The following is a 24,696-nucleotide window of genomic DNA, read 5'->3' as shown; positions in this document are numbered from 1 at the left end:
GGCGGCGGGTGCCGTCGCGGGCCGCGCACCCGGCCCCGGCTGAGCGCCCGCACCCGCCGCCGCGGGCTGCCGTGGGCGCTGCTCGCGCCCGCGCTCGCGACCATCGCGGCCCTGCTGCTGGTCCCGCTGGGGCGGGTGGCGTGGCTGTCGGTCCAGGACTACGGCCTCGACAACGTGGTCTCGGGACGCAGCGACTACATCGGGTTGGAAAACTACGCCCGCCTGCTCGGCGACCGCTACCTGTGGACCGTCGCACTGCCCAACACGGCGGTGTTCGCCCTCGCCGCGGTGGCCGGAACGGTCGTGTTCGGCACCCTGGTGGCGCTGCTGCTGAACACGCTCAGCAGGCTGAGCCGCACGATCGTGCTCGGCTGCATCATGGTCGCCTGGGCCATGCCGGCGGTCACCGGCACCTACGTGTGGATCTGGATCTTCGACGTCGACAACGGGCTGGTGCGCGAGCTGCTGCAGGCGGCCGGGGTGGTGGGGCCCGAAGGGTTCAACTGGTTCGCCGAAAGGGTGAGCTTCTACGCCATCGCCGCGCTCAACGTCATCCACCACGGGTTCCCGTTCGTGGCGGTGACCGTGCTCGCCGGGCTGCTGACCATCCCGCGCGAACTGCACGAGGCGGCGCTGCTGGACGGCGCCGGCGCCTGGCAGCGGTTCTGGAACGTCACCGTGCCCACCATCCGGCCGGTGTTCGCCGTGGTCACCGTGCTCTCCACCATCTGGGACTTCAAGGTGTTCGCGCAGGTCTACCTGATGCCCGGCGGCTCCGGCGGCAATCGCGACGTGCTCAACCTCGGGGTGTGGTCCTACGTGCGCTCCTTCAGCAACCAGTCCTACGGGCTCGGCTCGGCCATCGCGGTGCTGCTCACCCTGATGCTGCTGGCGATCACCGCCGTCTACCTGCGGGCGCTGTTCCGCGACGAGGAGCTGCGGTGAGCGCCCGCGCCGGGCGCCGGGCTGTCGGGCGCCGCCTGGCCCGCGCGCTGGCGGTCGCCGGGGTGCTGGCGTTCACGCTGTTTCCCGCCTACTTCATGGTGGTCAGCGCGCTGTCGGAGGGGGCGGTCTCGGGTACCGACACCCTGCTGCCCACCTCCCTGACCCTGGAGAACTTCCGCTACGTGCTCGCCGAGGCCGGGTTCCTGCGCTACCTGGGCAACTCGCTGGCAGTGGCCGGACTGACCGTGGCCGCCAGCAGCGTGCTGGCGCTGCTGGCGGCGGTGGCGGTGTCCCGGTTCCGCTTCCGGCTGCGCACCACCGTGCTCATCTTGGTGCTGACCGTGCAGATGGTGCCGCTGGAGGCGCTGGTCATCCCGCTGTTCCTGCAGGTGCGCGATCTGCAGCTGCTCAACTCGCTGATCGGGCTGGCGGTCGTCTACACCGCGCTCGCCCTGCCGTTCGCGATCTGGATGCTGCGCGGGTTCGCCGCGGCGGTGCCGGTCGAGGTCGAGGAGGCCGCCTACATCGACGGCTGCTCATGGGGCCGGATGTTCTGGTCGGTACTGTTTCCGCTGGTGGCGCCGGGTCTGGTGGCCACCGGCATCTTTTCCTTCATTACCGCCTGGAACGAGTTCATCCTCGCGCTGACGTTCATGAACGAGGCGGAGAACTACACCGTGGCCGTGGGGCTGCGCCAGTTCTTCGGCCAGTACACCACCGACTGGGGATCGGTCATGGCCGCCTCCACCGTGATCACCCTGCCGGTGATGGCGTTCTTCCTGGCGGTCCAACGCGGACTGGTGTCCGGGCTGGTCCAGGGGGCGGTGAAGCAGTGAGCGCCGCCGCGGACCCGGCGCTGCTCCGGATGGCCCACACGGTGCTGATGCCCGGCTTCACGGGAACCGCGGTGCCGTCCTGGCTGGCCCGCGCGATCGACCGGGGCCTGGGCGCGGTGCTGTACTTCGCGCCCAACCTCGCCGTCGGCCCCGCCACGCTCTCGGCCCGGTTGCACGCGCTGCGCCCCGACCTGCTGGCGGCCTGTGACGAGGAGGGCGGCCGCGTCACCCGGCTGCACGCGGCCGCCGGCTCGCCCTACCCCGGCCACGGCGAGCTCGGCCGCGGCACGCCCGCACGCACCCGCGAAACCGCCGCGGCCATGGGGCGCGAGCTGGCCGCGGCCGGTATCGGGGCGGCGCTGTCGCCGGTCGCCGACATCAACACCGACCCGGCCAATCCGGTGATCGGCGACCGGGCGTTCGGCGCCGGCCCCGAGCAGGTCGCCGCGCACACCGCCGCCTTTGTCGAAGGGCTGCACGCGGCGGGCATCGCGGCGGCGGCCAAGCACTTTCCCGGCCACGGCGACACCCGGACCGACTCCCACATCGACCTGCCGGTGATCGGCGCCGGGCTGCGGACACTGCGCCGGCGCGAACTGGTGCCCTTCGCCGCCGCGGTGGAAGCAGGGACCGACCTGGTGATGACCGGGCACATCGTGGTCCCGGAGCTGGACCGCGCGCCGGCCAGCGTCTCGCCGCGGTGCTATGCGCTGCTGCGTTCGGAACTGGGTTTCACCGGTGCCGCGGTGACCGACGCGCTGGACATGCGGGGACTGGCCGCCTACACCGGTGCCGCCGACCGGGTCGCGGGGGTGGCGCGGGGCGCGGCGGCGGCCCTGGCCGCAGGCGCCGACCTGCTGTGCCTGGGCAATCCCGGCAATCTGGGCAAACTGGGCAACCGGGGCGGCGCGGCAGGGGCTGCGGCGGATCCCGGCGCGGGTGCCCCGGCCGCCGACGAGGCGGTCTTCCGCGCCGCGCTGGACGGGGTGCTCGCAGCGGTCGATGCAGGGCGGGTGGCACCGGACCGGCTGGCCGAGGCGGCCCGGCGGGTCGAGCGGCTACTCGTATCCGGTGCCGCCGCGCCTTGACCACCGGTCGGGCGTTCGCAAGGGTGGCGGCTGATGCAGAACGACACTCCGTACAGCGCAAAGGGGCCAGATGGACGCCGAGCCGACAGGGGCAGCCGAGTCCACCGACCATCCCATCGAGCCTGAAGCCCCCTGGCCCAGAAGCCCCACCACCGTGCAGATCCGCTGCAACTCCTGCATGCACCTGCGCTACTTCGCCGACTGCCACGCCGACCACCTGGGCGAGTACGGCCCGGGGCCGCACTGCAAGACCTGCGGCAAGCCGATCGAGTTCCGCTGCGTGGTCTGCGGCGCCCAGTGGCGGCCGCTCTAAGCCCTGTCGTCTTCCGGCGATGATTACGCAGGAATGCCCATCTCAGCTTTGATTTTTGGGCATTTCTGCAGGGTCGACCGCCCGCACCGCTCGCCCCGGGGTACCGGCGGAGGCGGCCGCGGCGGTCTGCACGCACGGCCGCCCGCCGGTGCCCGGGCGCGGTTCAGCGCAGTTCTCGCTTGAGGATCTTGCCGGTCGCGGTCATCGGCAGCGAGTCGCGGAACTCCACCAGCCGCGGGTACTTGTAGCCGGCCAAGCGCTCCTTGGCCCACTCCACGAGCTGCTCCTCGGTCAGCGAGGCGCCCTCCTCGCGGATGACGTAGGCCTTGATCTCCTCGCCGTGCGTCTCGTGCGCCACACCCACGACCGCGGCCAGGCTGATCTCCGGGTGGGTCATCAGGACCTCTTCGAGCTCCCGCGGGTAGACGTTGTAGCCGCCGCGGATGATCATGTCCTTGGAGCGGTCGACGATGAAGTAGAAGCCCTCGTCGTCGCGGCGCGCGATGTCGCCGGTACGGAACCAGCCGTCGGACAGCACGAGCTCATCGGCGTCGGGCCGGTTGTGGTAGCCCTTCATCACGCAGTGGCCGCGCACCGCGATCTCGCCGGGCCCTTCGCCCTCGATATCGGTGAAGTCGCTGTCGACCAGCTTCATCTCCACGCCCCAGATGGGTCGGCCGATGGAGCCCGTTTTCGCTTTGACCTTGGGGTTGTTGAACGAGACCACCGGCGAGGTCTCGGAGAGCCCGTAGCCCTCCATCACCTCCACGCCGAACTGTTCGGTCACCTTGCGCGCGACCTCGCCGGGCAGTGCGCTGCCGCCCGAAACGGCGGTGCTGAGCTTCGCGCCGATGGCGCCGATGTCGTGCTCGCCCTTGGCGCCGAGCAGCCCCCAGTACATGGTGGGTACGCCGGCGAAGATGGTCACGCCCTCCTGCTCCATCAGCGACAGCGCTTCGTCGGCATCGAAGCGGGCCTGCAGGACCAGGGTGGCGTGCCGGTACAGGCCGCAGTTCATCATCGTCGTCTGGCCGAAGATGTGGAACAGCGGCAGCGAGGTCAGGTAGACGTCGTGCTCGGTCCGGTCGAACAGGGAGTCGGAGACGACCGCGTTGAACATCAGGTTCATGTGGGTCAGCGCGGCGCCCTTGGGCGTGCCGGTGGTACCGCTGGTGTAGATGATGACGGCGGTGTCCTCGGCCCCGGTCTGCACCGCGGAGAAGGAGCCGGTGGTGCCGGCCAGCGCCGCCCAGATTGTTTCGGCGCCGTCGATCTGGGACTCGGTGGCGCCGGGGGTGGCGGGCAGGTCGACGTAGATCCCGCAGGAGTCGGTCTGGTTGAAGGCGGCGAAGGACCGCTCACCCAGCGGCAGTTCCGGGGTGCCGGTGAAGGCGAAGAGCGCCTTGGCGCCCGAGTCCTGCAGGTGGTAGGCGATCTCGCGGGAGGTCAGCAGCACGTTGAGCGGGACGACCACCGCGCCGGCCTTGAGCGCGCCGAAGTAGACGAACGGGAAGTAGGGCGTGTTGGGGCTGGCCAGTGCCACGCGGTCGCCGGGCTCGATGCCGCGAGCGGTGAGCATCTCGGCGACCTGGTTGGCGAGCATGTTGGTCGTGGCGTAGTCGAGCCGCAGGTCACCGAACACCAGGCACTCGCGTTCGGGGTTCTTCCGGGCGCCGTCTTCGAGCAGTGAAGCGAGGTTGAGCATCGCGCCTCCAACAGTGCGAGGTGGTTTCGGTCACCTTTCTACCGCAGAGTAACTTGCTCGCGGTCGCCGGGATAGCTGACGTGCCCGCCCGGACCGCGCCGCCCGGCCACCGGGTTCCGGCTGCCCGGTCCGGCTACTCCGGCTCGCGGGTCAGCGTGACGCTGGCGGGCTGGGCCTCGGATCCGCTGATCCCGATCTCGGAGACGCGCCAGGACGACCCGCCGGCATCCAGGTGATCGCCCAGGCTCAGCGTGTATTCGCTGGCCGAACCGCTCTCCGGCTGGGCGCTGATGACCACGGCCGGCTCCGCACCGTCCTCGTAACCGGTCAACTGCAGCTCGACGGTTCCAGTGGAAGATGCGCCCTCCACCGACGCGGGCGTGCCCTCAAGGAGTTGGACCCGGTCGTTGTCGGTACCCAGCACCGGCGCGGAACTGCTCTGCGCGGTCTCGGGCTCGCCCGGGCCGCAGGCTGCGGCGCCCATCAGCAGGCCCGCCGCCACGGCGGCGGCAACGGCGATCCGGCGGGTGCGGCGGGCGTGGTGGAACACGGTCATCTTCGGGGGTCTCCACAAGCTAAGGGCGGCGACGGCGGTACGCGAAACGGGCATACCGGCGCTGGGGGACGGCGGAACGGCGGAAGCGGGCTGAACGCAGGCAGGGCGCAGCCATGGGGGAGAGGACGGGCAGGGAAGCGGCCGCTCCGCCGCCATTCTCCCACCAGCGCGGCGATCCGGGCGCCGCCGACCGTTGCGGCGGGGCCCCGCCGGGGCAGTGGGACGGGGGAAGCAGCTCCAACCGCACCGGCGGACATCCTCCGGAGAGCCACTGGAACGGCCCTTTGGAGAGTCCTGGAATGACGTGAAACCTCCTTGCGTAACAAGATGAGGACAACCCCGAGGAGGCAGCCATGCCCACTTGGATATGGACCGTGGGAATCCTGGTCCTGGCCTCTGCCGTATTCGTGTGCTGGTGGCTGGTGCAGTGGACCGGTCAGCCGCGCACCTACTTCCGCGCCGGCCTGGCCGACCCGCAGCGCCGCCGCTTTCCCCGGCGCCAGCGCGGCCGATACGCGCCCCAGACGGTGGTGGAGGACACCGCCGACCGCGGCGCCGGAGACACCCGCCTCGACCACGAGGCCGCCGCCATCATCGAGGGCGAGCGCCACGAGACCACACCGATCACCACCAACCTCGACCGCGAAACACGCCACCTCATCGACGAGGAGGCGACCGGCCGGCCGGTCATGGAGCGCGACGCCGAGATCCACCGCCCGGTGCCCCCGGCGGCGGCCGAACCGGAATCCGAACCCGCCCGCCAGCGCCGCCTCGCCGCCGAGGAGCACGAACGCGCCGCCCGGGAACACCGCCGCGCCGCCCGCGCCCGCGAACCGGGCGGGTCCCCGGCCGACGAGCCCGCAACGGGCAGGACCGGCCGCCTATCCGGCCCCCGCCGCGGCAACGCCCGCAACCGCCGCGGGTAACCGCGTGCGGCCGGGCGGCGCCCCGACCGCACCGCGCCGCCCGACCGCACGCGCCGGCGGCACAGGGGCAGGGCCGCGGCTGTCCTCCGGCCCTGCAGCCGCAGTGTCAAGGGGCTGCCGGAAACCGCGCTAACCTTGGAGTAGACATCCCGGCTGGCAGCTCGCCGCGGCGGAGCCGATCCCCGAGGGCGCGCGGCGCGGAAGTCGCGACCCCAGCCGGTACGTGCCCTCCAGCGACCGGTTAGAGGACGATCCAGCGATGACAGCGGTAGACGGAGAACAGGTTGCGAGCGACTCCTACGACGCTCGCGCGCTCCAGGACAAGTGGCAGGCGCGATGGGCCAAGGAGAACCCGTTCACGGCCAGTGAGGACCCGGCCGACGACCGTCCGCGCTCCTACGTCCTCGACATGTTTCCCTACCCCTCGGGCGACCTGCACATGGGCCACGCCGAGGCGTTCGCCATGGGCGACGTGGTGGCCCGCTACCGGTTCCAGCTCGGCGAGAACGTGCTGCACCCCATCGGCTGGGACTCCTTCGGCCTGCCCGCCGAAAACGCCGCCATCAAAAACGGCACGCACCCGGCCGAGTGGACCTACGCCAACATCGAAACCCAGGCGGAGTCCTTCAAGCGCTACGGCGTCGCCCTCGACTGGACCCGCCGGCTGCACACCAGCGACCCCGAGTACTACCGGTGGAACCAGTGGCTGTTCCTGCGGTTCTTCGAGCGCGACCTCGCTTACCGCAAGGACGGCCTGGTCAACTGGTGCCCCAAGGACCAGACCGTGCTGGCCAACGAGCAGGTGGTCCAAGGGCGCTGCGAGCGCTGCGGCACCGAGGTCGTGCGCCGCACCCTGAACCAGTGGTACTTCCGCATCACCTCCTACGCCGACCGCCTGCTCGACGACATGCAGCAGCTTGAGGGCAACTGGCCCGAGCGGGTGCTGCTGATGCAGCGCAACTGGATCGGGCGCTCGCACGGCGCCGACGTCTCCTTCGGCATCGAAGGCCGCGACGAACCCGTCACGGTCTACACCACCCGGCCAGACACCCTTTACGGCGCCACCTTCTTCGTGGTGGCCGCCGACGCCGAACTCGCCGACGAGCTGTGCGCGCCCGAACAGCGCGCCGACTTCGAGGCCTATCGCGATGCGGTCTCGCGCCTCACCGACATCGAGCGCCAGTCGCTCGAACGCACCAAGACCGGCGTCTTCCTGGGTCGCTACGCGATCAACCCGGTCAACGGCGAGCGCCTGCCGGTCTGGGCCGCCGACTACGTCCTGGCCGAGTACGGCCACGGCGCCATCATGGCGGTCCCGGCCCACGACCAGCGCGACCTCGACTTCGCGCTGAAGTTCGGCCTGCCGGTGCGCGAGGTCCTCGACACCGGCGAAGGCGACCCCGCCGAGACCGGGATCGCCGCATCGGGCGAAGGCCTGCTGATCAACTCCGGGCCGCTGGACGGACTGGCCAAGGACGCGGCCATCGAACGCATCATCGGGATCCTCACCGAGCGCGGCACCGGCACGGGATCGGTCAACTACCGGCTGCGCGACTGGCTGCTGTCGCGGCAGCGCTTCTGGGGCACGCCCATCCCCATCATCCACTGCCCGGACTGCGGCGAGGTCCCCGTCCCCGACCACCAGCTGCCGGTCGAACTGCCCGGCAACCTCCGCGGCACCGACCTGGCCCCCAAGGGAGCCTCTCCGCTGGCCGCCGCCACCGACTGGGTCAATGTCGACTGCCCCTCCTGCGGCGGAGCGGCGCAGCGCGACACCGACACCATGGACACCTTCGTCGACTCCTCCTGGTACTTCCTCCGCTACTGCTCGCCGCACGGCGAGACCGCACCGTTCGACGCCGACAAGGTCGCCAAGTGGGGGCCGATCGACCAGTACGTGGGCGGTGTCGAGCACGCCATCCTGCACCTGCTCTACAGCCGGTTCTTCACCAAGGTGCTCTACGACATGGGCATGGTCTCCTTCACCGAGCCCTTCCGCAGGCTGCTGAACCAGGGCCAGGTCATCAACCAGGGCAAGGCCATGTCGAAGTCGCTGGGCAACGGCGTCGACCTCGGCGAGGAGATCGACAAGTACGGTGTCGACGCCGTGCGGCTGACCGTCGTCTTCGCCGGTCCGCCCGAGGACGACATCGACTGGGCCGACGTCTCGCCGGCCGCGTCGCTTAAGTTCCTGAACCGCGCCTTCCGGGTCATGGCCGAGGCGGGCGCCGCATCCAAGCCGGGCACCGACCCCGCCCAGGGCGATACCGCGCTGCGCAAGGCCACCCACCAGGCCCTGGACAAGATCACCGGCGCCGTCGAGACCCAGCGGTTCAACGTCGCCGTGGCCCGGGTGATGGAGCTGGTCACCGCGGCGCGCAAGGCCATCGACTCCGGGCCGGGCGCCCACGACCCCGCGGTGCGCGAGGCGGCCGAGGTGGTCGCGATCGCGCTGTCGCTGTTCGCCCCCTACGCCGCCGAGGAAGGCTGGGAGCGCCTCGGCCACACCGGATCGGTCGCCATCGGCAACTGGCGCACCCCCGCCCCCGAGCTGCTGACCCAAGAGGCGGTCACGTGTGTCGTCCAGGTCTCCAGCAAGGTGCGTGACAAACTGGAGGTCGCCCCCGATATCGAGGCCGACGAGCTGGAGCGGCTCGCACTGGCCTCGGAGAAGGTGCAGGGCTTCATCGGCGGCAAGGAGGTCCGCAGGATCGTGGTGCGCGCGCCCAAGCTGGTCAACATCGTGGTGGCCTGACCCATGGACCGGATCGGGCGCGCCCTGGGCACCCGGGGCACCGCGGCCGAAAGCGCCGGAGTGGCCGGGATACCGCCGCGGCTGTGGATCGCAGCGGGCGCCGGTGCGGCCGTGGTGGTGGCCGTCGCGGTCGCGGCCGGGCTCGTGTGGGGGCGCGGTGCGCCTGCGGTCGAGGCCGACGAAGCCGACACCTATGCCGCCGCGCCGGGCTGCGGCTCGGTACCCGAGGACCAGGTACGCGACCTGGTACCCGGCGCCGAGCTGGAGAAGAGCGCCCAGGGCCCGATGGCCAACGCCGACAGTTCCACCTGCGTGTGGACCTCGGTGGGTTCCGGCGAAGGGCCGCCGCGGTCGCTGCACCTGGACTTCACGGCGCACTTCACCGACAAGGCCGGCGACATCAGCGGCACCCGCGCCGCAGCACGCCGCCTGGACGAGCTGGCACCCATCGGCGACCTCGAAGGCGCCGACCCCGTGCCCGAACTGGGCGAGGGCGCGCTGGCGTGGCCCGGCACCGCCGACCGCAACGCCGCCGAAGTCGTGTTCCGCCGCGACAACATGCTCGTTGAGGTGTTCTACGGCGGCGACCCCGCCGGCGGCGGCCTCGACTACCGCGACGCCCGCGACGGCGCGATCGCCATCGCCGAACAAGTGGCCGGGGCCCTTTAGCTCCGCCGCGCCCGGTTCCGCGGGGCCGGGCGCGGCGCCTCTGCCCGCGCGGAACCCGGATGCAGCGGGTAGTACGGTAACTGCGCGCACGGCGGCCCCGCAGGGGGCGGGGGCCGCGGGCGCGTGTGCGCGGGACCACACCAGTACATGGAGGCACCGATGACCCAGCCACCGGCCGGCGGGCCCGGTCCCGGCCAGTCCCCACCGCACGGCGGGCCGCCCGCCTCTCCAGGAGGGCCAGGGGGCCCAGGGGCGCCGGCAGGACCGGAGGGCCCCGGGGGACCGGGCCGACCGCCTTCCGCCCAGGGGCACGGGCAGTACGGGCCGCAGGGACCCCCGCCCGGGCACCACGCGCCGGCGCCGCCCGAGGCGCCGCCGATCCAGTCGGCTCCGGCACAGAGCCGCGGCTGCGCCATGGCCGCGGTCGCCGCCCTTGCCGCAGTGGTACTGGTGCTGGCCGGAGCAGGGGTGTGGGCGATCGTCACGCTGGGCTCGGCGGTCGGCGGCGCCTACGAATCCGCGCCCGACTGCTCGGTTGCCCCCGCCGACACGCTCGACAACCTGGTCCCCGCGCGCGAGACCGAGCTGGACGAGCGCATAGCGGGCTTCGACAACGAGAGCCGCGACGGCTACGAATGCCGCTGGGCCACACCTGAAACCGCGACCGAGGTGCCTGCCGTGGCCCGCCTCGTGCTCGTGCGCTACGGCGACCGCGCCGGCGCCACCGGCACCGAGGCCGCCTCCGATGCGCTCAAAGCGGCGGCCCGCGGCAAGTCCCCGCAGGAACTCTCGGGACTCGGCGACGAGGCCAAGGTCTGGAACGAGTCCCTGCAGGGATTCAGCTGGGGCTGCACCGCGGTGCGGATGTCGAACCTGTACCTGATGGCCTGCCATACCGCCGCGGTGAACTACCAGGCCAGCGAGTCCATCCCCGAGGGCGAGGCGCTCGCCAACGGGGAATCGCTGGCCCGCGCCGTGGCCACCGAGATCGAGCAGGGCGACTACTGATAGGTGCCTATCCGGCCGCAGCGGCGACCGGACGGGCACCTGGCACGGTTTCCTCCGGTGTGGCGCCGCCCGTCACACCCCGGCCGACTCCAGGAACCCGTGGACGGCAGGGGCGACCTCGGGCGAGAACCGGCGTTCGGCATCCAGCACGGCGGCGCCCGGAGCGTCGCTGTACCTGCGGAACACGTGGTCGGCACCATCGATCCGCACGCGCCGCGCCTGGGGCAGGCCCGTCATGAGGCGGTCGACGCTGCTGCGCGTGACCTGGGAGTCGGCCGAACCCCGCAGCACCAGGACAGGGGTGTCCCGGGGTACGGCGCGCGCCGAATCCACCGGGTCCGCGGCGTCGATGGTGCGCAGGAACGGTGCGGTCTGCGGGCCGAGGATTTCGCTGATGCCCTGCGGCAGGTCCGACTGCTGCAGGTCGCCGCCGTCGCGGACGAGGGAGATGGCGTAGCGGATGTCCGACAGCGTCTGGGTGGCCTGGGCGAAGTCCATGGAACCGGCGGCCTCGCTCTGGCGGACCTGCTCGGTGAGCTGCCGGTCGAGGACGTCGAGGTAGCGTTCGCCGGGCGGCGCGGCCAGGATCAGCGCCTGCGGCCCGGGCCCGCTGACGGTCTCGTGCGCGCGCAGGGCGAACAGTGCCCCCTCGCTGTGGCCAAGCACCATCAGCCGCGACGGATCGACCTCGGGCCGGCCGGCCAAGTGCTCGTAGGCGTCGGCGACCTCCTGCTCGAACACGCCGTAGCCGATGGGGGTGTCCTCGCCGTGTGAGGCCATGCCGGTGTCGCCGCTGCCGAGCTTGTCGTAGCGCAGCGAGGCGACCCCTGCATCGGCGAGCACGCGCGCGAAGTTCCTGTTGGTACCCGCGTCGGGGCGTCCCGGGGCGTTGCCGTTGCGGTCGGTGGGACCGCTGCCGGAGATGATCAGTGCCGCGGGCAGGCCGTCGCCATCGCCGGCGCCGGGTGGCAGCGCCAGCGTGCCGTGGAGGGTGTCGGGACCGCTGGTGAAGGTGATGTCGTGTTCGCGCGGGCTGATGCCGGGAGGTTTCGCGGTCGGCTGCTGTTCGCCGGTGGCGCAGCCGGCGACGAGCAGCGGCGCCAAGAGCGCGGCCAGGATCCGGGGCATGCGTGCGGTGGAGCGGACGGGCATGCACCTACCGTATTGCCCGCCGTGCCCGCAACCGGCCGCGGTGCGGGCGCGGGCCGGGATAACCGTTGGGTTCCGAAAAGGCGACGAGTCCGTGATCTACACCGAAGATCACGGACTCGTGCCAAAGCGAGTCAGACTCGTTATTCCGGGCCCGGTTTGGGTCTTTAGACCCGGCGGAGTACTGCCACGACCTTGCCGAGAATGGTGGCCTCGTCGCCGATGATGGGCTCGTATTCGGCGTTGCGGGGCAGCAGCCACACGTGGTCGGCATCGCGCTTGAACGACTTCACCGTGGCCTCGTCGTCGAGCAGCGCGGCGACGATATCGCCGTTGTTGGCCTCGGGCTGCTGGCGGACAACGACCAGGTCACCGTCGGTGATGGCGGCATCGACCATGGAGTCGCCGACGACGTTGAGCATGAACAGGCGCCCCTCGCCCACGAGCTGCTTGGGCAGCGTGAGGACGTCCTCGATGGATTCCTCAGCGAGGATCGGGCCGCCCGCGGCGATGCGCCCGACCACCGGAACGTCGGTGGCGCGCGAGCCGTCGGACTCGGGTTCGTCTTCTTCGAGGCGGTCCCAGGAGCGCACCGGCGGCTGGCCCGGAATGCGAATTTCGACCGCTCGTGGGCGGTTCTGGTCGCGGTAGAGATAGCCCTTGCGTTGCAACACCTTCAACTGGTGCGCCACACTGGACGGACTCGATAGCCCCACCGCGTCGCCGATCTCCCGGATGGACGGTGGATATCCGCGCTGCCGCACATAGCGGTGGATGCAGCTCAGTACGCTCTGCTGGCGTGCAGTGAGCTTCGGTGCGTTCGCGGCGCCGTCAGCGGAATCCTGCGGATCGGCGGGTGGCGCGGCAGTGGACCGGAGTGCGGTGACGGACCCCCCGCCCGCGTGAGGTTCCTGGGTTCCGTGGTTCTCCTCCGGCACGGCCGGCCTCCTCGGCGGTCGGTTGTTCTCTGGGTGCGGCAATCGGTGCGGGCGTCAGGCGGATCCCCCGAAAACGCGGGAGACGGCTAGTCGATCTGTGCAGCAGCGGTAGCGAGCGGCAGGCCACCTGGAGTGGCACCGCCGATACCGCGGCGAAACATGTCCAACGGTAGTCCGTGCAACCGGCAATATCAAACAAACGTTCGAGATGGTGCTGAAAAATTCGCTCGAATGCGGTAAGAATCGAACGTTAGTTCTAACGAACTGGCGTACGAAGGTGAGGGCAGTGTGGTCATGACTGTGTCTGCGGCTGAATCCGCCTCTGCATTCGACCCCCCCGTACCCTGGGCCGATACGCCCAGTGACAGCTCATCGGGCCGGGCCGGCAGGCGGCCGAGACTGACATCCGTGCCGACCGGCCAACCGGTGCAATCCCCGACCGAATCCCCGTCCGAAACTCCCGGCAGCACGGGCGGCTTAGACGTCGCCGCTTTAGGTACGGCCGCCCGCGACGGCGCGCTGTTCGACTGGGCGCAGCAGGTCCCGGAGTGGCGCGGCGCGGCCGCCGCCCGCGTACCGGCCCCGCGGCGCCCGCAAGCACAGCCGCTGCAACCCGCGCGGCCGGTACGGCCCGCGGACCCCGCACAGCCCGCGCAACCCGGTCGGCCCGCCGATCCCGTCCCCCAGCAGCGGCCGCGAGCCGCCGCCCGCCCTTATACCGCCGCACCGCCGCTCAGCCCCGCAGCGCGCGAGCTGTGGTACGTCCGGCTCACCCGGCGCGGCCGCGTCGTGGCGGTCTCGGCCGCCTCGGTGCTCGCCACCGCCGCACTCGCCGGATTGTTCATCGCGGTGGCCACCGCCGGCGCTTCCGCTTCTGGAGCAGCCGCCGAATCCGCCCTCAGCGGATCGGGGCCCGCCACGGTCGTGGTCCGCGACGGCGACACCCTCTGGTCGATCGCCGAACGAGTGCGGCCCGGCCACGACCCGCGCAGCACCGTCCACGAGATCGTGCGCGAGAACGAGCTGCGCCGGTCCGAACTCGAACCCGGCCAGGAACTCGTGATGCCCGACTTCTAGCGCAGAGGTGGCCGCCCGGGCGGCCACCGCCGGCGGCTCACTGCTCGGTGGCGGGCCAGTTCCCCGGCGGGTCGGCGACCACGGTCGCCGCCGACAGGTCGACGTCCTCGGGCGCAGGCACCGCGGTGCCGGGCTGGGCAACTGCGGCGGCGCCCCACGCCACAGCGTGGCGCAGCCGCTCGGCGGGAGGGCCCTCGGCCGACAGGTAACCCGCGAGCGCGCAGTCGCCCGCACCCACGGTGCTGCGCGGCACGGCCACCGGGCTCCGCGCCCACCAAGTGCGCCCGTCCTCGACCAGTACGGCGCCGCAGGGCCCGAGGGTGACCAGCACCGTGCGGTTGCCCCAGCGGACCACCTCGCGGGCAGCGGCGGCGACCTCGCCGACGGTCGCCAGGTCGCGGCCCAGCAGCGCGCCCAGCTCCTCGCGGTTGGGTTTGAGCAGCGCGAAGGCCCCGGCCGCGGCGCCGGCCCGCAGCGGAGGGCCCGAGGTGTCCAGCGCCGCGGGCACCCCGCGGGCGGCGGCGAGCCCCGCGATGCGGGCGTACAGCCCGACCGGGGCGCCGCCGGGCAGGCTGCCGCTGGCCACCAGCCAGTCGGGACCGCGCGCGAGCTCGGTATCGACCGCGTTCAGCAGCCCTTCGACCTCGTCCGCGGACAGGTCGGGCCCGGTGCTGTTCAGCTTGGTCGTGGTGCCGTCGTCCTCGGTGACCGTCACGTTGTCGCGGATGGCGCAGGCGACCCGCACCTGCACGAAGGACAGGCCCGCCAGCAGCGCCGTGAGTTCGGTGCCGGACGCACCGCCGATCGGCAGCACGGCGGTCGTCGCCCGCCCGTTGCGGAGCAGCGCGCGGGAGACGTTGACGCCTTTGCCGCCGGCCTCGGTGTGGGCCGAGTGGATGCGCACGATGGCGCCCCGGACCAGCTCGGCGACCTCCAGAGTCCGGTCGACGCTGGGGTTGGGCGTACAGGTGAGGATCATGCGGACAGGCTCCGTGGGTCAGCGGCGGCGGGCGGTCGGTGCCGCCCGCAGCGGCGGAGCCCGGCCCCCTGCCGTTGGGTGGGCGCGGCCGCCTGCCGATGCGGAATCCGTGGCGGGGCAGTAGGCGCAGGTGGATCCTGCGGTCGGCGCTGTGTGCCTCGGGTCCGAGCCGTGGCGCTGGCACTGTGCGTGTCTGCACCCGCGTTCACCGGTCCGTTTGTATGCGGCTCCCTTCCGATTATGTCCGCGGGAAGCCGCCAGTCAACCGGTTGCGCTCAAATGAGCGCCCCCGGGCAGATGGGTGCGCCCGACCGGAACCGGCCAGGAATCCGCAGCAACGGCTCCCGCAACCGCGGAATCCGCGGCCGAGGCAACGCGCCAGGGGCCGCGGTCGGCGCCGGCCGCGGCCCCTGGAAGCCGCTCACTGCCCGGGGAGGTCCTCCGGAAGGAGGGTGTTGAAGTCGTCGCGCTGGGCGTCCTCGGCGTGGACCAGGCGGCCCGCCTGCCGGGTGACCATGCGCTCCAGGATCTGGCGGGCGTAGCGCCCGTTGCCGAACGAGGCGGTGCGCTCCACCTGCGAGAAGTGCGCGCGCAGCGCTTCGCGGGTGGCCTCCGGCACCACGTAACCCGAGCCTTCGGCCATGTGCTCGACGATGGTCACCAGCTCGTCGTCGCTGTAGGAGGCGAACTCGACCCGGTGGTTGAACCGCGACGCCAGCCCGGGGTTGGAGTCGAGGAAGCGCTGCATCTCCGCGGTGTAGCCCGCGACGATGACCACGACCTCGTCGCGGTGGTCCTCCATCAGCTTTACGAGCGTATCGATGGCCTCCTGGCCAAAGTCCCCGCCGGTGGCGTTCTTCGGCGCCAGCGTGTACGCCTCGTCGACGAACAGCACACCGCCCTTGGCCCGTTCGAACACCTCGGCGGTCAATTGCGCCGTGTGGCCGACGTAGCGGCCCACGAGGTCGGAACGGGCCGACTCGACCACCTGCCCGCTGGGCAGCACACCCAGCGTGTGCAGCAGCCTGCCGTACAGCCGCGCGATGGTCGTCTTGCCTGTACCGGGCGGCCCCGCGAAGACCAGGTGGTGGCTCATCGGCGCCACCGGCAGGCCCATCTGCGCCCGGCGCTGGGACATGACGACCAGGTTCGTGAGGTCGTTGACCGTGTTCTTCACATCGTGCAGGCCGATCATGCCGTCCAACTCGGCCCGCAGACTGGCGAGGTCGTCAGCTGACGCGCCGGAATTTGAGCTCTCCAGCACCTCCGACCCCAGATCGTCCGGGATCAGCCGGGCGAGTTCGTCGGCGCTGTCGGGCGCCTCGCCGCCGAGCCGGTAGGCCTGGCGGTCGACCATCCCCTCGAAGATCTTGCGCGCATCGCGTCCGTTGCCGAAGGCCGGGCCCTTGGGCACCTGCTCGAAGTAGTCGGACAGTGCCTTGACCGTGCTCTCCTCCATGACGTAGTGGTTGGCCTCGCACATGTTGCGCACGATCTGGACCAGCTCGTCGACCTCGTAGTTGGGGAACTCGATGGTCTTGCTGAACCGCGAGGCCAGGCCCGGGTTCGCCGACAGGAACCGCTGCATGTTGTCGGTGTAGCCCGCGACGATCACCACCGCATCGTCGCGGTGGTCCTCCATCAGCTTCACCAGCGTGTCCACGGCCTCGCGGCCGAAGTCGGGCCCGTTGCCGCCCTCGCCCTCCGAGAGCGTGTAGGCCTCATCGATGAACAGCACACCGCCCTTGGCGCGCTCGAACACCTCCGTGGTCTTGATCGCCGTGCCGCCCACGTACTGCGACACCAGGTCGGCCCGCGCCACCTCGACGACATGGCCGTAGCGCAGCACATCCAGCTCGGCCAGGATCTGGCCGTACAGCCGCGCCACCGTGGTCTTGCCGGTACCGGGCGGACCGCCGAACACCAGGTGCCGGCCCATCGTCGGCGTCGGCAATCCCATCTCGGCGCGCCGCCGGTTCATCTGCGTGCGCTTGATCAGCGTCTTGACCTCGTGCTTGACGCTGGTCAGCCCGACCAGGCCGTCGAGCTCGGCCAGCGGGCCGCTCTCCTCGGTCTCCTCAGCGGCGGCGGTGTCGCTCTCCTCGGCGCCATCCGGAGCCGCGGCCGGGGCGGCCACCGCTTTTCCTGCGTCCTCGCCGTATGCGTCAGGGGCACCGTTGTCCTGGCTGAGCAGCTCCTCGGTCCGCATCTGGTCGCTCTGCACGGTCTGGCGCAGCCCCGACCGCGCGTTCTCGCGCACCGAGCACTCCTCCACGACCACGTCCTCGGTGGAATGCACCAGCACACCGTCGCTGCCGTTGCCGAAGATCTCGCAGTGCCGCAGCGACGCGCTCGCGCCCGAAGTCACCAACACCCCGTTGCGCCGCCCGTTGTAGACCCGCGAGCGCAGCGCCGAAACCTCCCCGCGGTTGTGCACCGCGATCCCCTCGCCCGCGCAGCCGGAAATGTCGCAGTCGCGCAGGTCGGCCTTTGCCGTGGCACCGATGCTGACCCCGTGGTCGCCGCCGTCGGTGATCTGCACGCCGTTCAGCAGCGGCCGGGACCCCTCGCTCACGGCAATGGCGGCCTTGCCGGTGCGGTCCAGCGTGGCGTCCTCCACCCGCCCGTGGCCGTCCTTGCGGAAGAACACGCCCTGCCCGCGCGTATCGGTGACCGCCACGCGCCGCAGGAACGGGGCGCAGTCCTCGATCACGAAGCCCGGACCCGAGGTGCCGGTCACGATGCCGCGGTCGAACTCCACCGTGCTGCCGCCGCTCAGGCTGATCCCGGTGCCGCCGCGCACCGTCAGGCCGATGAACGACGTGGCCGCCCGGTCTTCGGCCCGCACACCATCGCCGGTGCTTTCGGTGATATCGCAGTCGGTGAACAGGCCGCGCGCCTTGCCCCACACATGGATGCCGACCCCGCCGGTGCGGTTCACGGCCACCCGCGAAAACTGCGGGTCGGCGCCGTTGTGCACCCCGATCCCGCGGGAGCCCACGTCCTCGATCACGCAGTCCTCCACGACCGGCCGGGCGGCGCTGGAAATCACCAGCCCGTCGCCCGAGATGTCGTGGATGCGTGTGTCGCGCACGCTGGTGGAGGCGTCCTCCTCCAGCGCGATACCCGGCTTGCCCGTACCGGAGATATTGCAGCTCTCGACGGTGCCGGCGGACTGGCCGCTGGCGAACAGGCCGTTGCCGCCCGCATCGCGCAGCACGCAGGAGCGCACCGCCGGCCGACCGCGCTCGCCGATGACCAGGGCGCTGGTACTCACCTCCTCGATGACGCAGTCTTCGACCACGCTGGGCTCGGCCGCGGTGATCACCACGCCCGCCCCGCCCGAGCAGGTGATGCGGCTGCCGCGCATCGCCAGCGCGCCGGATCCGCGCACCGAGACCGCCGCCCAGGCCGCCGCGGTTACCTCGCAATCGGCCATCTCGACCTGGCCCGCTGCGATGTCCACGGCAGGGTGGTCGTCGGAGCGCCCGCTGAGTATCAGCCCGGAAAGTTTCACCGCCTCCGCCGCCGAGGCCACGGCACTGCGCGATTCGGCCAGCAGTTCCACGCTGCCGCGGCCGTCGCGCGCCACCAGTGTGATCACGTCGCGCAGCACGAGGTTCTCCTCGTAGCGGCCCGGCGCGATGCTGATCAGCGCGCCGCTGTCGGCGGCCGCGACCGCTGCGCTGATCGTCGGATAGGCGTCTGCTGCATCCGCGGCGACGCTGAGGAGCTGCCTGGCCACGTTCGTTCTCCTTCACTAGCGGGTCGCTTCGCAGCAACCCCTTGCTCTGCGGGCGGGGCCCTTGCGGACCCCGCCTGTGGACTCGCTGTGTCAGGAACAGCGCGTCCGTACCGCCGACGCCGCGACGTGGGACGTATGACCCGCCTGGTCCGCCACCGCATTCTCACCGATGTTGGTGAGCTGGACGGTGAACTGCTCGGCCGGCGAGACGAAGCCGGTCACCTTCACCCAGCCGCCCTTCGACTCCGCTTGCTTGATGCCGAAGACCGCCGCCGCATCGCCCGACGGGTCGGGCCCCGGGAAGATCTGGTACATAGCCTCGCGGTCGCTAACCCACCGCGGACTCCCATCCTCCGGCACATAGACGAATATGTCGCATTCGGCGTCGGTGAAGCCGGGAGTAAACGACCAGTAGGCGTACTTGCCGTCGCCGTGCTCGGAGGTACCCGAGACCGGAATCGCGTCGTAGGCGCCGTCGCAGCCGTCGCGACCGTACCCGCCGTCGCGGGTGGCCCAGCGCGCGGCGTCCTCGCCGTCCCGGCCCGCGGTGCCATAGGCGGCGCCGGGGGAGGAAGGGCAGCCCGGGCCGGTGACCGCGGTGAAGGCCGGGGCGGAGGACGAAGGCGACTCCGAGGCGCTCGGCGGCGACTCGGCATCGCCGCTGGGGGAGGGATCGGCGCTGGGCGAGCCGCCGGCCATCATCGGCGCGACCGGGTCGCCGCCGTCGCCGCCATCGCCCTTGGGCGGATCGCCGCCGTCTCCGCTGTTTCCGCCGTCGGGGGAGTTCCCGCCGTCCTCGTCTCCCTCCTTGTCGCCGCCGGCGGAGTCGCCGCCGCTGCCGTTGCCGTTGCCGCTTTCCTCGGATTTACCGCCGCCGTCTCCGCTGCCTTTGGCCGTGTCGCCGTCCTCGCCGTCGTCGGGTTCGCCGGTGGCCGGGGCACCGTTCGATTGCACGCTGCCTTCCTGGAGGTTCTGCCCGCCTTCCGGCGCGCCGCCTTCCGGCCCGCCCTCCTGCTGCCCGGGTTCGTTGCCGCCGGACCCACCACCGGCGGAGCCCTGGGCCGGATTCCCCGCGCCGGCCCCCGCCCCCTCCGGCGGTGCAGGGATATAGCCGCGGTCCGGCTGGCCGCCGTCGCCGCCCGAGCCGCCGGCGAGCGCGTTGGAGCCTTCCTGGCCGGCGGAGTCCTGGCCCCCGCCACCGGTCCCGGCGCTGTCGGAGCCGGATCCGTCGGCGCGCAGTCCCCCGCCGCCCGCGGTGACCGGGACGGTGGCCAGGGTCTCCGGCCGCTGCATTGCAGACATGGCGAACGGCGCTACAACCAGCAGCAGTCCGGCGATTGCGGCCCCCGCCAGCGCGGGCGGTCCCGGCCGGCCGAGGGTCCGCTTGTCAGTAGAAGTGTCCGGCTGCGCGAGGCGGTCGGTGTCGGGAACCGAAATGCCCGGGCGGCCCGCAGCAGCGGGCGCCGCCTGCGGCCGCGGTTCAGGGGCAACCTCGCGTTCCGCAAGCGGCTCGCCCCCGAGCTGCTCGCCCGCAGGTCTGTCCGGTTTCCGGGTTTGCCCGGGGCGCTGGTTCAGGGGAGGGCGGGTGGGCCACCGCAGCAGGCCGGGCGGCCCGAGTCCGCTGGCAGCCGCCGCGCCCAGGGGAGAGGGCGACGGTTCGCTCATCATGTGCCTTTCAGAAGTCTTCCGCGTCGAAGCGGGAACTGAACGGGACTGATACCGGGTATGGGGCGGCACCGGGCCGCCCCCGGGATGGCGGGCGACGGCCGCCGGTCCCGGTGGTGGAGATGCGGTGCGGACCGGATATCCGCCGGATCGGGACCGGCGCCGGTGTCACCCCCGCCGGCCGCCACCACCTCCACCGATGTCATTGAGGCCATCTTTGAAGTTGTTGCCGATCTCTTCCCCGTACTCCTCGCTGGCGCTTTGGTTGCGCTCGGTGACCAATGTCTCGTCGGCGGTTTCGTGCAGGGCGGTGCCTATTTCCCGTAGGAACTTCGGATAGTCCTTCATCAGCGGCAGAAGCTTCTTTTTGGCTCCCTCGCCGAACTCGTCGTCAGTGCTGCCCCACGGCTCACCGAGCTGGTTCACGAAATTCTCGTAAGAATTGACTAGCTGGTCCATCGCGTCGGCGGGGATCCGAAGCCCAGCAGAGCCCTGCCTGAGCTTTTCGGGATCGACGTACACGAACGTGCCGTCCGACTCGATGTCGTCCGGATGGTCGTAGTTGGAGAGGTCCATGCTTACCTTCCCTTCCTTGGTGCATTCGCAATGCCATTGGACCGGGTGCGTCGGCAGCGGCGGTCGGCCGTCGGAGCCCCCGGTCCAGAAGCGGTGCTTCGCGCATCAGGCGCGGGGGCGCGCGGCGGTTCCCTCCTTGCCAAGGGCGCCATCGAACACGGTCTAGCCGGGAGGGGGCTGCACACCGAGATCGCGGAACATGGAACCGGCGTCGAACTTGCCTTGCATGACCTGTTCCATATCGATGCCTTCGGGAGCGAACGGCTGGTAAAGGGTGGCCACTCGCTCCGCCATCTGGCCGCGGGCGCGCTTCACCACCTCGATGATGGTTTCGGAAAGCTCGGCAGGGGCCATATCGCGGTAGGCCTTGGTGTGGAACTTGAGACCGACCAGATCACCGCTCGCGTTCACCGTCGCCGTTATTGATTTGTTTTTGGTTACGGCTTCCTCGGTTGCCGCCTCCAGGCTTGCGCTTGCGTCCTCCACTTGGCGGAGCTTCTCCTGCAGACGACCCAGTTCGCGTTCTCTCTCCTCCGGGTTCCCAAGACTCATTGCGCGCTCCACTCCTCTTGTTGTCTGTGCCGGGCGTCGGTCGGCCCAGCACTGTACTGTTCCGGCTGGCTGCGGTGCCCCAGACGCGTTCGTCCTCCGACAGCCACGTATTGCGCTGCTTTTTCTCGTTGCCGCCGCCGGCACCGCCCATGCCGCCCATGCCACCCATCGGCGGCATCATCCCCATGCCGCCCATGCCACCCATACCGCCGCCCAAGCCGCCGCCCAAGCCGCCGCCCGCTCCCGTGCCTGCCCCGGGGCCGCCCAGCCCAACGCCGGAACCCGGACCGCTGCTCCCCATGCCGCCTGGAGAACCCGGCCCGCCGGTGCCAGGCGACGGTTGGGGCCCGGAGAACATTTGGCTCCGGTCCGAAGACCCCGGCCCCTGGCCGGGATAATCCGTGCCGGGGCCCGATTGCAGGTTCGGTGGGCCCTGGTACACGCTTCCGCCTGGGTCGTCGTTGCCGCCGCTCGTCGGTGGCGGCGTGTATTCGGGAAAGTTCGTTGTATCCGGTCCCTGGTACTCCGGGAAGTCGGGCTGATCGATGTTTGCCGCGTTGGGGTCGTAACCTTCCGGGTAGCCCGTCTGCGGGTCGATCGGCAGGACCTCGCCGGTCTCGGGATCTGTGACGACGGGAAGTCCGGTTTCCGGGTTGTAGGGCAACCCGGTATCGGGGTCTATGGGGAAGGGTTCGCCCGTCTCCGGGTTGATCGGGCGGCCGGTCTCCGGGTCGGTTTCCAGAGTGGGGACCTCGGTCCCCGGGTCGTAGGGCTCGCCGGTAATCGGATTGATCGGGGCGACCTCGCCGGTCTCGGGGTCGACATCCAACGGCAGTCCCGTCTCCGGGTCGAAAGGCATCCCGGTGTCGGGATCCACAGGGAAGGGTTCGCCGGTGTCGGGATCGATCGGGAGGCCGGTCTGGGGGTCGATCTCCAGATTGTTTCGGCCACCGTTCCCGTTGCTGCCGTTCGGGCCGCCGGGGAAACTCGGTGGCGGAATTACAGGCGGGGGCGGGGGTGTGAAGTTGGTGTAGTCGGACGGGGGCACGTTGCCGTTGCCGCCGTTGTTGAAGTTGGGCGGGGGGACGTTGTTGCCGGCGTTGTTGAAGTTGGGCGGAGGCATACGGTTGCCGGAGTCGTCGAACTGCGGCGGCGGCACGTTGTTGTTGCCGCCGTTGTTGAAGTTGGGCGGGGGGACGTAGTTGTTTTCGCCTCCCTCGAATCTTGGAGGGGGAATTTCGTCCGGTGCCGGCGGGGGAACGTCAATTTTCTCGGGTCCGGGAGGTGGCCCGCCGCCGTTGCCTCCGTTGAGGTAATTGTTCCAAAAGTCCTCAGGGAGACCGCCGCCGTTGCCTCCGTCGTCGCCTCCGTTGGGGAAATCGTCCCAGAAGTCCTCAGGGAAACCATCCCCGCCGCCTCCGTTGGGGAAATCGTCCCAGAAGTTGTCAGGGAAACCATCCCCGTCTTTATCATCGCCGTTGCCGCCCCCACCGTTTGTAGAGCTATCGGGCGATAGCCAACCCTTTGGTTTTTTAAAGGACGGAATATCGGCCCGGGCATCATTGTAAGCGGTCTCAACGACGTTATAGAAGCTTACCGCCGCGTTCTCAAGTTCCTGAAATTGCTCTTGCCATTTTCCTCTTAGGTGCTTTAGTACCCTCTGGTCCGTATCGTCGCCCGGGTTCGATATTACCCCTGGCGCACCGCCATCTTGGATGTCGATGGTGAATTGACCACGGCCCTCATCCCATGTCTTGGTTGCATTGGCGGCGTTGTACCAATTTTCTAGTATGGTCTGGACTCGGGCATCATTGTTCCCCATCCATTCTTCACTTTTCTCCACCAGATCCTTTGTTTTTTCTCTGATGTCGTCAATGATCTTGGAGAGGTAGAAGTCAATATCACTCAACTGGAGTTGCATGTCATCTAGCCGGATATAGAGATCCTCCACACGATCAGCGAATGCGCCGGCGGCGGTTCCTCGGAATCCGCTATCGGGAAGGTCGAGATTCTGACGGAGTCCTTTCAGTCCATCACTATCCTTTCCGCCGGAGACCATCGTCTCAAGGAAATTTTCCAGTTCGTTGATCTCACGTGCTATTTTCGTCAAGGATCCCATGTCATGGGTTGTAGACCATTCTCCTCCCCCGTCCCCAAGGTTTTTCGCCACATTTGTTAGTTTCCTAAGTTTTTCTATGAAGTTTTTTTCGGTTTCCTCCCATAGCTTTTTGTTACGCTTGTAGCCCTGGATATGAGTTCCGGAATCATAATCATAGTAATAGCCGCCGTAAGTATAATAGGAATAGTCCGGCGGATCGTAGTAATCGAACCAGAGGTCTATCTTATCCCAGAAATTTCCATGAATGTCCTGGTTGTTCGGTGGGAAGTACCAGCCGATGGCTTCGTTGTCTTCGTGGTTTTCGAAGTACTCCCCTTCGGAAAGAACTTCGACGTTAGGTAGTGGAGGGTGGTGGCCGTTTTTCGCATCTTTCTTGTCGGCAAACAGGTTCATTATTTCATGGAATGGTTTAGGCAACGGTGACCTTCCATTCTTGTGGAGTGGGGTGGCATTCTAAAGTGGACCGGCGAGCCACACAAAACCATAAAATGCCGCTGCCGTCGTCATTCGATTCTTGTCAAGTCTGGGTTTCTTCGTCGCCGCCGTCGCCGCCGTCGCCGCCGTCGCCGCCGTCGCCGCCGTTGTTTCCGTTGTTGCCGTTGCCTTGACCCGGGCCTTGGAAACCTCCCCCACCGCCTCCTCCTGGAGGGGATACGGAGGGGGAACCGATGTACGCCAGAACCTCCGATGCGGTCAACTCCTGGTCCTCTTCCGCATTTTGTAGGCCACTCACATTTTTGTTCAAGATTCGGGTGACATCGTGCATCTCAAGGTAGATTTCTTTTACTGTTTCATGGATTGTCCGAAGGGAGTTGTCGACATTCTTTCCGAGTTCCGTGGCCATCGGTAGAGAATCGCCGTTTCCAATAAGCAGGAATCGCCCTTTTCCGGAATATCCCGAGAAATCTTTTTCTTGGCGTTCCAACTCTTCTGTGAGGGGCGTGAGGTATTTCTTGTTGAGATTTCTGATCATGCCGACGTCGATAGCGGTGACGTCGCCGTTCCCGCCATTGCCGTTCCCATTGCCTTGGCCGCCGCCGTCTTCGCCGCCGCCACCGTCGCCTTCGGTGTCGTCTTCGCTGCCGCCGTCTTCGC

20 protein-coding genes are annotated in these 24,696 nt (G+C 69.7%); 9 read left to right on the top strand and 11 right to left on the bottom strand.

The window, feature by feature from the left end; translation table 11 throughout:
• Positions 1-39 precede the first annotated feature (39 nt).
• The 4 genes from ACYVD5_RS17735 (at position 40) to ACYVD5_RS17720 (ending at position 3,182) form a co-directional block, all read left to right on the top strand.
• Complete coding sequence (locus tag ACYVD5_RS17735; RefSeq protein WP_461002180.1) at positions 40-945, top strand: carbohydrate ABC transporter permease; 906 nt, start codon at positions 40-42, stop codon at positions 943-945.
• The gene (locus ACYVD5_RS17730) at positions 942-1,781 is read left to right on the top strand and encodes a carbohydrate ABC transporter permease (protein ID WP_461002179.1); all 840 of its coding nucleotides are present in this window, start codon (positions 942-944) and stop codon (positions 1,779-1,781) included. Before ACYVD5_RS17735 ends, ACYVD5_RS17730 begins: the two co-directional genes overlap by 4 nt.
• Positions 1,778-2,869 carry a glycoside hydrolase family 3 N-terminal domain-containing protein gene (locus ACYVD5_RS17725; RefSeq protein ID WP_461002178.1) on the top strand — a complete coding sequence of 364 codons (1,092 nt, stop codon included), beginning with the start codon at positions 1,778-1,780 and terminating at the stop codon, positions 2,867-2,869. Before ACYVD5_RS17730 ends, ACYVD5_RS17725 begins: the two co-directional genes overlap by 4 nt.
• Before the next feature lie 70 nt (positions 2,870-2,939).
• Positions 2,940-3,182: a hypothetical protein gene (locus ACYVD5_RS17720; RefSeq protein WP_461002177.1), complete on the top strand. Its 243-nt coding sequence runs from the start codon at positions 2,940-2,942 to the stop codon at positions 3,180-3,182.
• A 163-nt stretch (positions 3,183-3,345) separates the two neighbouring features.
• Here the strand turns inward: ACYVD5_RS17720 and ACYVD5_RS17715 are convergent, their stop codons facing one another.
• Positions 3,346-4,887 (bottom strand): long-chain-fatty-acid--CoA ligase, encoded by a 1,542-nt coding sequence (locus tag ACYVD5_RS17715; RefSeq protein WP_461002176.1) that lies wholly within the window; start codon positions 4,885-4,887, stop codon positions 3,346-3,348.
• Positions 4,888-5,020: 133 nt separating this feature from the next.
• Positions 5,021-5,443 (bottom strand): DUF6406 domain-containing protein, encoded by a 423-nt coding sequence (locus ACYVD5_RS17710; RefSeq protein WP_461002175.1) that lies wholly within the window; start codon positions 5,441-5,443, stop codon positions 5,021-5,023.
• Positions 5,444-5,796: 353 nt separating this feature from the next.
• Between ACYVD5_RS17710 and ACYVD5_RS17705 the strand changes: the two genes are divergently transcribed.
• The 4 genes from ACYVD5_RS17705 (at position 5,797) to ACYVD5_RS17690 (ending at position 10,801) form a co-directional block, all read left to right on the top strand.
• Entirely contained in the window at positions 5,797-6,369 is a 573-nt protein-coding gene (locus ACYVD5_RS17705) for a hypothetical protein (RefSeq protein ID WP_461002174.1), read from the top strand.
• A gap of 259 nt (positions 6,370-6,628) precedes the next feature.
• Positions 6,629-9,124, top strand: a complete 2,496-nt coding sequence (leuS, locus tag ACYVD5_RS17700; protein WP_461002173.1) for a leucine--tRNA ligase — start codon at positions 6,629-6,631, stop codon at positions 9,122-9,124.
• 3 nt (positions 9,125-9,127) lie between these two features.
• On the top strand, positions 9,128-9,793 hold the full coding sequence (locus tag ACYVD5_RS17695; RefSeq protein ID WP_461002172.1) for a hypothetical protein: 666 nt from the start codon (positions 9,128-9,130) through the stop codon (positions 9,791-9,793).
• A 414-nt stretch (positions 9,794-10,207) separates the two neighbouring features.
• Positions 10,208-10,801 carry a hypothetical protein gene (locus ACYVD5_RS17690; protein ID WP_461002171.1) on the top strand — a complete coding sequence of 198 codons (594 nt, stop codon included), beginning with the start codon at positions 10,208-10,210 and terminating at the stop codon, positions 10,799-10,801.
• Positions 10,802-10,873: 72 nt separating this feature from the next.
• On the opposite strand, the gene ACYVD5_RS17685 is transcribed toward ACYVD5_RS17690, so the two are convergent.
• A complete protein-coding gene (locus tag ACYVD5_RS17685) occupies positions 10,874-11,953 on the bottom strand; it encodes an alpha/beta hydrolase (protein ID WP_461002170.1) in 1,080 nt (359 codons plus the stop codon).
• Between the two features lie 164 nt (positions 11,954-12,117).
• Complete coding sequence (gene lexA / locus ACYVD5_RS17680) at positions 12,118-12,888, bottom strand: transcriptional repressor LexA (RefSeq protein WP_461002169.1); 771 nt, start codon at positions 12,886-12,888, stop codon at positions 12,118-12,120.
• 408 nt (positions 12,889-13,296) lie between these two features.
• Here lexA and ACYVD5_RS17675 point away from each other — a divergent pair, with 408 nt between their 5' ends.
• Positions 13,297-13,965 carry a LysM peptidoglycan-binding domain-containing protein gene (locus tag ACYVD5_RS17675; RefSeq protein WP_461002168.1) on the top strand — a complete coding sequence of 223 codons (669 nt, stop codon included), beginning with the start codon at positions 13,297-13,299 and terminating at the stop codon, positions 13,963-13,965.
• Positions 13,966-14,002: 37 nt separating this feature from the next.
• Here ACYVD5_RS17675 and ACYVD5_RS17670 read toward each other — a convergent pair whose 3' ends face one another.
• The 7 genes from ACYVD5_RS17670 to ACYVD5_RS17640 form a co-directional block, all read right to left on the bottom strand.
• The gene (locus ACYVD5_RS17670; RefSeq protein ID WP_461002167.1) at positions 14,003-14,944 is read right to left on the bottom strand and encodes a 1-phosphofructokinase family hexose kinase; all 942 of its coding nucleotides are present in this window, start codon (positions 14,942-14,944) and stop codon (positions 14,003-14,005) included.
• Between the two features lie 421 nt (positions 14,945-15,365).
• Positions 15,366-18,689, bottom strand: coding sequence for a right-handed parallel beta-helix repeat-containing protein (locus ACYVD5_RS17665; protein ID WP_461002166.1), 3,324 nt, complete (start codon positions 18,687-18,689; stop codon positions 15,366-15,368).
• A 90-nt stretch (positions 18,690-18,779) separates the two neighbouring features.
• Positions 18,780-19,991 carry a hypothetical protein gene (locus tag ACYVD5_RS17660; RefSeq protein WP_461002165.1) on the bottom strand — a complete coding sequence of 404 codons (1,212 nt, stop codon included), beginning with the start codon at positions 19,989-19,991 and terminating at the stop codon, positions 18,780-18,782.
• A gap of 531 nt (positions 19,992-20,522) precedes the next feature.
• Positions 20,523-20,930, bottom strand: coding sequence for a WXG100 family type VII secretion target (locus ACYVD5_RS17655; protein ID WP_461002164.1), 408 nt, complete (start codon positions 20,928-20,930; stop codon positions 20,523-20,525).
• Between the two features lie 162 nt (positions 20,931-21,092).
• A complete protein-coding gene (locus ACYVD5_RS17650) occupies positions 21,093-21,416 on the bottom strand; it encodes a YbaB/EbfC family nucleoid-associated protein (protein WP_461002163.1) in 324 nt (107 codons plus the stop codon).
• Positions 21,325-23,994, bottom strand: coding sequence for a hypothetical protein (locus ACYVD5_RS17645; protein ID WP_461002162.1), 2,670 nt, complete (start codon positions 23,992-23,994; stop codon positions 21,325-21,327). The genes ACYVD5_RS17650 and ACYVD5_RS17645 overlap by 92 nt, the downstream gene beginning before the upstream one ends.
• Before the next feature lie 124 nt (positions 23,995-24,118).
• Positions 24,119-24,696 (bottom strand): hypothetical protein (locus ACYVD5_RS17640; protein ID WP_461002161.1); only part of this gene is annotated, 578 nt, incomplete at its 5' end.

It is taken from the genome of Streptomonospora sediminis (assembly GCF_054778995.1).
The sequence above is the reverse complement of the archived record's forward strand: the minus strand, read 5'-3'. Positions and strand labels throughout refer to the sequence as shown.

Coding starts and splice junctions, on each gene's coding strand:
- ACYVD5_RS17720 (WP_461002177.1), top strand. CDS start 2,940: ATGGACGCCGAGCCGACAGGGGCAGCCGAGTCCACCGACCATCCCATC.
- ACYVD5_RS17715 (WP_461002176.1), bottom strand. CDS start 4,887: ATGCTCAACCTCGCTTCACTGCTCGAAGACGGCGCCCGGAAGAACCCC.
- ACYVD5_RS17710 (WP_461002175.1), bottom strand. CDS start 5,443: ATGACCGTGTTCCACCACGCCCGCCGCACCCGCCGGATCGCCGTTGCC.
- ACYVD5_RS17705 (WP_461002174.1), top strand. CDS start 5,797: ATGCCCACTTGGATATGGACCGTGGGAATCCTGGTCCTGGCCTCTGCC.
- leuS (WP_461002173.1), top strand. CDS start 6,629: ATGACAGCGGTAGACGGAGAACAGGTTGCGAGCGACTCCTACGACGCT.
- ACYVD5_RS17695 (WP_461002172.1), top strand. CDS start 9,128: ATGGACCGGATCGGGCGCGCCCTGGGCACCCGGGGCACCGCGGCCGAA.
- ACYVD5_RS17690 (WP_461002171.1), top strand. CDS start 10,208: ATGGCCGCGGTCGCCGCCCTTGCCGCAGTGGTACTGGTGCTGGCCGGA.
- ACYVD5_RS17685 (WP_461002170.1), bottom strand. CDS start 11,953: ATGCCCGTCCGCTCCACCGCACGCATGCCCCGGATCCTGGCCGCGCTC.
- ACYVD5_RS17670 (WP_461002167.1), bottom strand. CDS start 14,944: ATGATCCTCACCTGTACGCCCAACCCCAGCGTCGACCGGACTCTGGAG.
- ACYVD5_RS17660 (WP_461002165.1), bottom strand. CDS start 19,991: ATGTCTGCAATGCAGCGGCCGGAGACCCTGGCCACCGTCCCGGTCACC.
- ACYVD5_RS17655 (WP_461002164.1), bottom strand. CDS start 20,930: ATGGACCTCTCCAACTACGACCATCCGGACGACATCGAGTCGGACGGC.
- ACYVD5_RS17645 (WP_461002162.1), bottom strand. CDS start 23,994: ATGAACCTGTTTGCCGACAAGAAAGATGCGAAAAACGGCCACCACCCT.